We start from the raw sequence: 8,373 nt of genomic DNA, 5'->3' as shown, positions 1-8,373 counted from the left end.
GCATCAAACAAGTGAAGAGGCCATCCGCAAGGATGGCCTTTTTGCGTTTGTTTGCTGAAAAACGGCAGGCCTTAAGAAGCCGTCACCCGGCAGATTTCAGACTGCACACCACGCCGAAATAAACGCTGCAATCCCCTCCACATTATTTAAATCCAGAACCGGTACTTTCAGCGTCAACGCAACGTCACTGGCCACGGCAATCACATGTTCATCCAGCGTTAACTCACTTACGTCATGTCCGGCATCGCTTCTGAATAGCAGGATCTTCGCAACAGCCTCATGCTTAAACCCCTCAACCAGCACCAGATCCAGCGTGGAGTGATCCATCCGGCTGACAAGATAAGCGAGATCCAGCGGTGCTTCATCCGGTGTTTCTGTCATTAACGCCCAGCGCTGGTTACTCGCCACCATCGTTTGTGCAGCGCCAGCCTTACGCAGCTCATAGCTATCTTTCCCCGGTTTATCGACATCCATGTTATGGTGCGTATGCTTAATCAATCCGGGACGAATGCCTTTGGCGCAAAGTGCAGGTATCAGTTTTTTTAGCAGCGAAGTTTTCCCGGTGCCACTCCAGGCTGAGATCGCTAATACGGGTATCATTTTCTCTCCTGCATCATCTGCAAATCTTCCGTCGTGTTTACATTCACAAACGCCGATTTCATGTCGCTGAAATCAACGGAATGCCCTCCGGACTGGCGCATAAATACCATGACGCGTCGCTCTCCTGCGGCCAGGTAATCTTCCAGCGCGGATATTAACGAGCGATTAATCAATGCGATCGTTGGATGGTCGCGTTCACCGTCGTGTACCCAGACGACGGGAGCACCACCGCGCCGCTGCACCAGACGTTCAACCAGACAGGACGGGATGAAGGGCGTATCACATGAACAAAAGAGAAACCACTCTCCGTACGACTGCTGCATAACAGAAAGCATTCCCGCCAGCGGACCGGGGTAGTCCACCAGGTTATCCTGATAAACCGGATACCCGCTGCGCTGATAAATATCAACATGTCGGTTAGCGCTGATCGCCATCGATGACACCTGATCTGCAAGCGTATCAGCAACATGCTGCCATAATGGTGTGTTGTTCAGGAGCTGAAGTCCCTTATCCTTTCCACCCATTCGCGTTGCCCTGCCCCCGGCCAGAACAACCCCGATGATTTCCTGGCATTGATTCACGAATATCGCCTCTTTTATTGTGGGATTGACCCTGCTAACGTGTCTCTCTAAATGAAAGGAGCACTACCATGAAATGTAAACGTCTTAATGAAGTCATTGAGCTTCTCCAGCCGGCCTGGCAAAAAGAGCCAGAGCTGAATCTGATGCAATTTTTACAGAAACTGGCGAAAGAGTCAGGTTTTGATGGCGAACTGGCGGACCTTTCTGACGACATCCTGATCTACCACCTGAAAATGCGTGACTCGGCTAAAGATGCTGTTATTCCTGGCATTCAGAAAGATTATGAAGAGGATTTTAAAACCGCATTACTGCGCGCCCGAGGCGTAATTAAAGAGTAAAAGCTTGTAAGCGGAGCCACCGAAATCGCCACAAGATGATATCCTGAATCATTCGTATAATTTCCGGATGATCGGATGAACGACCAGGCTTTTACTTTCCAGACACTACACCCGGATACCATTATGGATGCGCTGTTCGAGCAGGGTATTCGGGTGGATTCCGGGTTAACCGCTTTAAACAGCTACGAAAACCGTGTCTACCAATTTCAGGACGAAGAGCGCCAGCGCTTTGTCGTAAAGTTTTACCGTCCACAGCGCTGGTCCGCAGAACAAATTCAGGAAGAACATCAGTTTGCCCACGATCTACTGGATGATGATGTTCCCGTTGCGGCACCGATTAAATTCAATAACCAAACGCTGCTGACCCATCAGGGCTTTTACTACGCGGTATTTCCGAGCCTGGGCGGAAGACAGTTTGAGGCAGATAATATCGATCAGATGGAATGGGTTGCCCGCTATCTGGGGCGCATTCATCAGACGGGACGTAAAAAACCGTTTGTTGCCCGTCCGACGATTGGTGTTCAGGAATATCTTATTGAGCCGCGACAGATATTCGAAACATCGGCGCTGATCCCGAATGCACTAAAGGATAATTTCCTCACGGCGACCGATAAGCTTATTGATGCTGTAAAAGCCTGCTGGCGGGATGATATTACTACTCTGCGCCTGCACGGTGACTGCCACGCCGGGAATATTCTCTGGCGCGATGGGCCGCTATTTGTCGATCTTGATGACGCACGTATGGGACCCGCGGTGCAGGATCTATGGATGCTACTCAACGGTGATAAAGCCGAGCAGCGCATGCAGCTTGAGACCATAATTGAAGCTTATGAAGAATTTATCCCCTTTAATTCAGACGAAATTGCCTTGATAGAGCCTTTACGTGCGATGCGATTTGTTTATTATCTCGCGTGGTTAATCAGGCGTTGGGAAGACCCGGCTTTTCCCCGAAATTTCCCCTGGCTTACCGGGGAGGATTACTGGCGCAACCAGATCTCCACATTTACCGAGCAGGTTAAGGTTCTACAGGAACCCCCTTTGCAATTAACGCCGATGTATTAATTGGACACACCCAGGAGAGAGTTGATCATGAAAAAAATTTGGCTGGCGCTGGCTGGTATGATTCTGGCATTTAGCGCAACTGCTGCGCAGTTTACCGACGGCAAGCAGTACATTACGCTAGACAAGCCTGTTGCTGGCGAGCCTCAGGTGCTGGAGTTCTTCTCCTTCTACTGCCCGCACTGCTACGAGTTTGAGCAGGTACTTCATGTTTCTGACAACGTGAAGAAAAAGCTGCCGGAAGGCACCAAAATGACGAAATACCACGTTGAGTTCCTTGGCCCACTGGGCAAAGATCTGACTCAGGCATGGGCGGTCGCGATTGCGCTGGGTGTGGAAGATAAGATCACCGCGCCTATGTTTGAAGCCGTACAGAAAACCCAGACCGTACAAACTACGGCAGATATCCGTAAAGTGTTCGTAGATGCCGGTGTGAAAGGTGAAGACTACGACGCTGCCTGGAACAGTTTTGTGGTGAAATCTCTCGTGGCACAGCAGGAAAAAGCTGCCGCTGACTTCCAGTTGCAGGGCGTGCCGGCGATGTATGTTAACGGCAAATACCAGGTGAATATGCGTGGTATGGACACGACCAGCATGGATATCTTCGTACAACAGTACGCTGATACCGTGAAATACCTGGTTGAGAAAAAGTAACAACCATAAAGAAAAACGCCGGTCACTGACCGGCGTTTTTGTATGAAGATTTAATCTTCGCTATCTGCTCGTCTTTCTCTTTCCAGAGTGTATTAAGCCAAAGCTGGAAACGACGTTTGAAGTTTTTATCGTTGACGTAATCCCCGTGCAGTTCAGTATTGACGGGCACCAGATCAACGCGGACAACGATACGCGTCAGCCTGCCGCTGAGCATGTCGTAGAATGGCGTCCTGTCGTTTTCCGGATAGCAGAGCGTTACGTTCAACAATTTATCGAACTGCTCACCCAGCACGTTGAGCGCCATTGCGATGCCCGCAGCCTTTGGCGGCAACAGGTTCTGATAAGGAGAGCGAGTTTGCTGGCGCTTCTCTTCGGTAAAGCGCGATCCTTCGACGAAGTTAACAATGGTGGTGGGATGCGCGCGAAACTTCTCGCAAGAACGGCGCGTGGTTTCCACGTCCTTACCGCGGCGTTCCGGATGACGAATCAAATAGCTGCGTGAATAGCGTTTCATAAACGGCATATCCAGCGCCCAGCAGGCCAGACCAATGAAAGGCACCCAGGCCAGCTGCTGTTTCAGAAAGTATTTATTCATCGGAATGTGTTTGCGAAACAGTACGCACAATACAACAATGTCGGCCCAGCTGTGGTGATTGCAGATCAGCAGATACCAGTTCTTTTTGTTCAGCTTCTCCAGACCCTGAACGTCCCACTTCAGCCAGGGGTTCAGATGCAGCAGGATCGCCAGGCCTTCACACCAGCAGTACATCATAAAATTACAAAAAGCAGACACCGCGCGCCATACCGGAGGGACAGGCAGCAGGAGCTTAATTATTCCGGCAACGATGATTGGCACAGAACAGGCGATAGTAACCAGAATAGTTAAAATGACGCTTAACAATAATGTTATCGCAGCGAGTATTCTCGACATGATGAATTTTTTCAGATAGTTAGCTGTAATTGAGCAGCCGGCTATCCGGTGCTGGGCACCGATCTTATCAGAAATTCGCTCAGACCAGGGCGCTTTCACACCAGGAGGCCGCGGCTTTTCCTGGCAGGCCGCGAATTCTTCCCTATAGACAAGGTGCTTAAGCCTTATATCCACATAGACTAAATAACCATCAGTGAGGTGTGATCTTAATTGATCTTGTATTAATTATTTGATTTAAATAGATAAATAAGTTTTCAATATCACTTTTATCAAGCTGTTATTCACCTGTATTAAAAATATGCACAAACTTATCCACAGTTTTGTTTTGCGAGCGATCTTCCCGATCGCAAAATCTTTTTCTGTATAAAGCGCTAAAACCTGATGTTTTCATCCTTCTGTGGCATCCTTTACCCATAAATTCATAACAGGCACGGACATTATGGTTCAGATCCCAGAAAACCCACTTATACTCGTCGATGGCTCTTCTTACCTGTATCGGGCGTATCATGCGTTTCCTCCTCTGACCAACAGCGCAGGGGAACCTACCGGCGCAATGTACGGCGTGCTGAATATGCTGCGCAGCCTGATTCTGCAATACCATCCAACCCATGCGGCCGTGGTGTTTGATGCGAAGGGTAAAACCTTCCGCGATGAATTATTTGAGCACTACAAATCACACCGTCCCCCTATGCCTGACGATCTGCGTGCGCAGATTGAACCGCTGCACGCTATGGTGAAAGCGATGGGGCTGCCACTGCTGGCGGTCTCTGGCGTTGAAGCTGACGACGTAATTGGTACCCTGGCGCGCGAAGCGGAAAAAGCAGGCCGCCCGGTTCTGATCAGTACCGGTGATAAAGACATGGCGCAGCTGGTAACGCCAGGGATTACGCTGATCAACACCATGACAAACACCATTCTTGGCCCGGAAGAAGTGGTCGCCAAATATGGTGTGCCGCCAGAGCTCATTATTGATTTCCTCGCCCTGATGGGCGATTCCTCGGATAACATTCCTGGCGTGCCGGGCGTGGGTGAAAAAACAGCTCAGGCGCTGCTGCAAGGGCTGGGCGGGCTGGATACGCTGTATGCAGAGTCCGACAAAATTGCCGGTCTTACCTTCCGTGGCGCAAAAACCATGGCCGGAAAGCTCGCCGATAACAAAGAGGTGGCTTATCTCTCCTATCAGTTGGCCACCATCAAAACTGACGTAGAGCTGGAGCTTACCTGCGAGCAGCTGGAAGTGCAGGAACCCGCCGCCGACGAACTGCTTGGTCTGTTCAGAAAATACGAATTTAAACGCTGGACCGCGGATGTTGAAGCCGGTAAATGGCTTCAGGCGAAAGGGGCTAAACCTGCGGCGAAGCCGAAAGAGACCATCGTTGTCGATGCCGTAGAGCAGGCAGAAGAAGAGGCGATAGCGCTCTCCTTCGACAACTATGAAACCATCCTGGAAGAGTCACGGCTCGTCGCCTGGATTGAAAAGCTAAAAAAAGCGCCAGTATTTGCTTTCGATACCGAAACGGACAGCCTTGATAACATTACGGCTAATATGGTGGGTCTGTCATTCGCGACGGAGCCGGGTGTTGCCGCCTATGTTCCGGTTGCTCACGACTATCTGGATGCGCCGGAGCAAATCTCCCGCGAGCGCGCCTTAGAACTACTGAAGCCGATTCTGGAAGACGAGAAAGCGCTGAAGGTCGGGCAAAACCTGAAGTATGACCGCGGTATTCTGCAAAACTACGGCATTGAGCTGCGTGGTATCGCTTTTGACACCATGCTTGAATCTTACATTCTGGACAGCGTGGCGGGCCGCCATGATATGGATTCCTTATCCGATCGTTGGCTGAAACACAAAACCATCACCTTTGAAGAAATTGCCGGTAAGGGTAAAAATCAGCTGACCTTTAACCAGATCGCGCTGGAAGAGGCAGGCCGCTACGCCGCAGAAGACGCTGACGTCACGCTACAGCTGCATCTCAAAATGTGGCCGAAATTGCAGAAGCACGAAGGGCCGCTGAATGTGTTCCGGAACATTGAGATGCCGCTGGTGCCTGTGCTGTCCCGCATTGAGCGCAATGGCGTTAAAATCGACCCAACGGTGCTGCATAACCACTCTGGTGAGCTGGCGCAGCGCCTGACCGAGCTTGAACAGAAAGCGCATGAGCTTGCTGGCGAGGCATTTAACCTGTCTTCACCGAAACAGCTGCAAACCATCCTGTTTGAAAAACAGGGTATCAAGCCGCTGAAGAAAACCCCGGGCGGCGCTCCTTCAACGTCTGAAGAGGTGCTGGAAGAGCTGGCGCTGGACTATCCGCTGCCAAAAGTTATTCTGCAATACCGCGGTCTGGCTAAGCTGAAATCGACCTATACCGACAAACTGCCGTTGATGATCAACCCGAAAACGGGCCGCGTGCACACCTCCTATCACCAGGCTGTGGCGGCGACCGGGCGACTTTCGTCAACCGATCCTAACCTTCAGAACATTCCGGTGCGTAATGAAGAGGGCCGCCGTATTCGCCAGGCTTTCATTGCGCCAGAGGATTATCTGATTGTCTCCGCGGACTACTCGCAAATCGAACTGCGTATTATGGCGCACCTGTCACGCGACAAAGGCCTGCTGACGGCCTTTGCCGAAGGGAAGGACATTCACCGGGCAACCGCTGCCGAAGTGTTTGGGCTGCCGCTGGAGAGCGTGACAAATGAGCAGCGTCGTAGCGCAAAAGCGATCAACTTCGGTCTGATTTACGGCATGAGTGCCTTTGGTCTTTCACGCCAGCTCAATATTCCGCGTAAAGAGTCGCAGAAGTATATGGATCTCTACTTCGAGCGGTATCCGGGCGTGCTGGAATATATGGAACGTACCCGCGCGCAGGCGAAAGAGAAAGGCTACGTTGAAACGCTGGATGGCCGTCGTCTCTACCTTTCGGACATCAAATCCAGCAACGCCGCGCGCCGCGCGGGTGCTGAACGTGCTGCGATTAACGCCCCTATGCAGGGCACTGCGGCGGACATCATTAAACGCGCAATGATCGCCGTCGATGCCTGGTTGGAAAAAGAGAAGCCGCGCGTGAAAATGATCATGCAGGTACACGATGAACTGGTCTTTGAAGTTCATAAAGACGATCTGGAGACGGTCTCTCAGAAGATCCATGAACTGATGGAAAACAGCATGAAGCTGGACGTTCCGTTGCTGGTGGAAGTGGGTAGCGGCGAAAACTGGGATCAGGCTCACTAAGGGTTAACGGAATAACGCGCGTTTTATGTAAGTAAGCAACATAAGTACGCGCGTTTTGTGACGATCATTAGAATTCCCTATGTAAAGAATGAAAAAAAACTACAAAAAGTGCTTTGTCCAGCGATAAAAAAAGAGTAGAGTTAACGACGTAGGGTACAGAGGTAAGATGTTCTATCTTTCAGACCTTTTACTTCACGTAATCGGATTTGGCTGAATATTTTAGCCGCCCCAGTCAGTAATGACTGGGGCGTTTTTTATTGCGGCAAAGAAAGTTTCAGGCGAAAAAAAGCGCGGTCATCGCCGCGCCTGTTATTACTCTGCTTCCGCTTCTGTCGCCGGTTCCAGATCGTTAAACCAGCTGTCGAGCTTCTGACGCAGTTTATCCACGCCCTGCTTTTTCAGCGAGGAGAACGGTTCAACCTGTACATCACCGTTGAATGCCAGCACCGCTTCACGAACCTTATTCACCTGTGCCTTGCGCGCGCCGCTCGCCAGCTTATCCGCTTTTGTCAGCAGTACCAGCACCGCAATATCGCTTGCCACCGCCCAGTCAATCATCTGCTGGTCGAGATCTTTCAGCGGATGACGAATATCCATCAGCACCACCAGGCCTTTCAGACACATGCGTTTTTCCAGGTATTCACCCAGCGCACGCTGCCATTTGATCTTCATCTCTTCCGGTACCTGCGCGTAACCGTAGCCCGGTAAATCGACCAGGCGTTTGCCTTCAGCCACTTCAAACAGGTTAATCAGTTGTGTACGGCCAGGTGTTTTTGAGGTACGCGCCAGGTTTTTCTGATTGGTCAGCGTATTCAGGGCACTGGATTTTCCCGCATTGGAGCGGCCAGCAAATGCCACTTCAATCCCTGTGTCTGAGGGCAGGTGGCGAATATCGGGCGCACTGGTGACAAAATGCGTCTGTTGGTAGTTCCAGGTAGTCACGTGGTCGTCTCCAAAAATCGTAATCTGCGGGGATTA

General features: G+C 50.9%; 8 protein-coding genes. 4 read left to right on the top strand and 4 right to left on the bottom strand.

The genetic code is table 11. The annotated features are described in order from the left end of the window. Window positions 1–96: 96 nt before the first annotated feature. Together mobB and mobA are read right to left on the bottom strand one after the other, a co-directional pair. Window positions 97–600, bottom strand: coding sequence for a molybdopterin-guanine dinucleotide biosynthesis protein MobB (gene mobB, locus ACOTZD_RS20710; RefSeq protein ID WP_003861899.1), 504 nt, complete (start codon window positions 598–600; stop codon window positions 97–99). Further along, complete coding sequence (mobA, locus tag ACOTZD_RS20705; RefSeq protein ID WP_096947333.1) at window positions 597–1,181, bottom strand: molybdenum cofactor guanylyltransferase MobA; 585 nt, start codon at window positions 1,179–1,181, stop codon at window positions 597–599. Before mobA ends, mobB begins: the two co-directional genes overlap by 4 nt. A gap of 68 nt (window positions 1,182–1,249) precedes the next feature. Between mobA and ACOTZD_RS20700 the strand changes: the two genes are divergently transcribed. The 3 genes from ACOTZD_RS20700 (at window position 1,250) to dsbA (ending at window position 3,232) form a co-directional block, all read left to right on the top strand. Further along, window positions 1,250–1,519 (top strand): YihD family protein, encoded by a 270-nt coding sequence (locus tag ACOTZD_RS20700; protein ID WP_003861904.1) that lies wholly within the window; start codon window positions 1,250–1,252, stop codon window positions 1,517–1,519. Window positions 1,520–1,594: 75 nt separating this feature from the next. Beyond that, window positions 1,595–2,581 (top strand): serine/threonine protein kinase, encoded by a 987-nt coding sequence (locus ACOTZD_RS20695; RefSeq protein WP_045895054.1) that lies wholly within the window; start codon window positions 1,595–1,597, stop codon window positions 2,579–2,581. 27 nt (window positions 2,582–2,608) lie between these two features. After that, window positions 2,609–3,232 carry a thiol:disulfide interchange protein DsbA gene (gene dsbA, locus ACOTZD_RS20690; RefSeq protein ID WP_003861908.1) on the top strand — a complete coding sequence of 208 codons (624 nt, stop codon included), beginning with the start codon at window positions 2,609–2,611 and terminating at the stop codon, window positions 3,230–3,232. Between the two features lie 22 nt (window positions 3,233–3,254). On the opposite strand, the gene ACOTZD_RS20685 is transcribed toward dsbA, so the two are convergent. Next, window positions 3,255–4,163 (bottom strand): acyltransferase, encoded by a 909-nt coding sequence (locus tag ACOTZD_RS20685; RefSeq protein WP_003861910.1) that lies wholly within the window; start codon window positions 4,161–4,163, stop codon window positions 3,255–3,257. A gap of 439 nt (window positions 4,164–4,602) precedes the next feature. Between ACOTZD_RS20685 and polA the strand changes: the two genes are divergently transcribed. After that, the gene (polA, locus tag ACOTZD_RS20680) at window positions 4,603–7,395 is read left to right on the top strand and encodes a DNA polymerase I (protein WP_174402280.1); all 2,793 of its coding nucleotides are present in this window, start codon (window positions 4,603–4,605) and stop codon (window positions 7,393–7,395) included. 312 nt (window positions 7,396–7,707) lie between these two features. Here polA and yihA read toward each other — a convergent pair whose 3' ends face one another. Then, window positions 7,708–8,337, bottom strand: a complete 630-nt coding sequence (yihA, locus tag ACOTZD_RS20675) for a ribosome biogenesis GTP-binding protein YihA/YsxC (RefSeq protein ID WP_003861913.1) — start codon at window positions 8,335–8,337, stop codon at window positions 7,708–7,710. Window positions 8,338–8,373: the final 36 nt, after the last annotated feature.

Source organism: Enterobacter cloacae complex sp. SHL022, from assembly GCF_049237785.1.
Lineage (GTDB): Bacteria > Pseudomonadota > Gammaproteobacteria > Enterobacterales > Enterobacteriaceae > Enterobacter > Enterobacter hormaechei_C.
The sequence above is the reverse complement of the archived record's forward strand: the minus strand, read 5'-3'. Positions and strand labels throughout refer to the sequence as shown.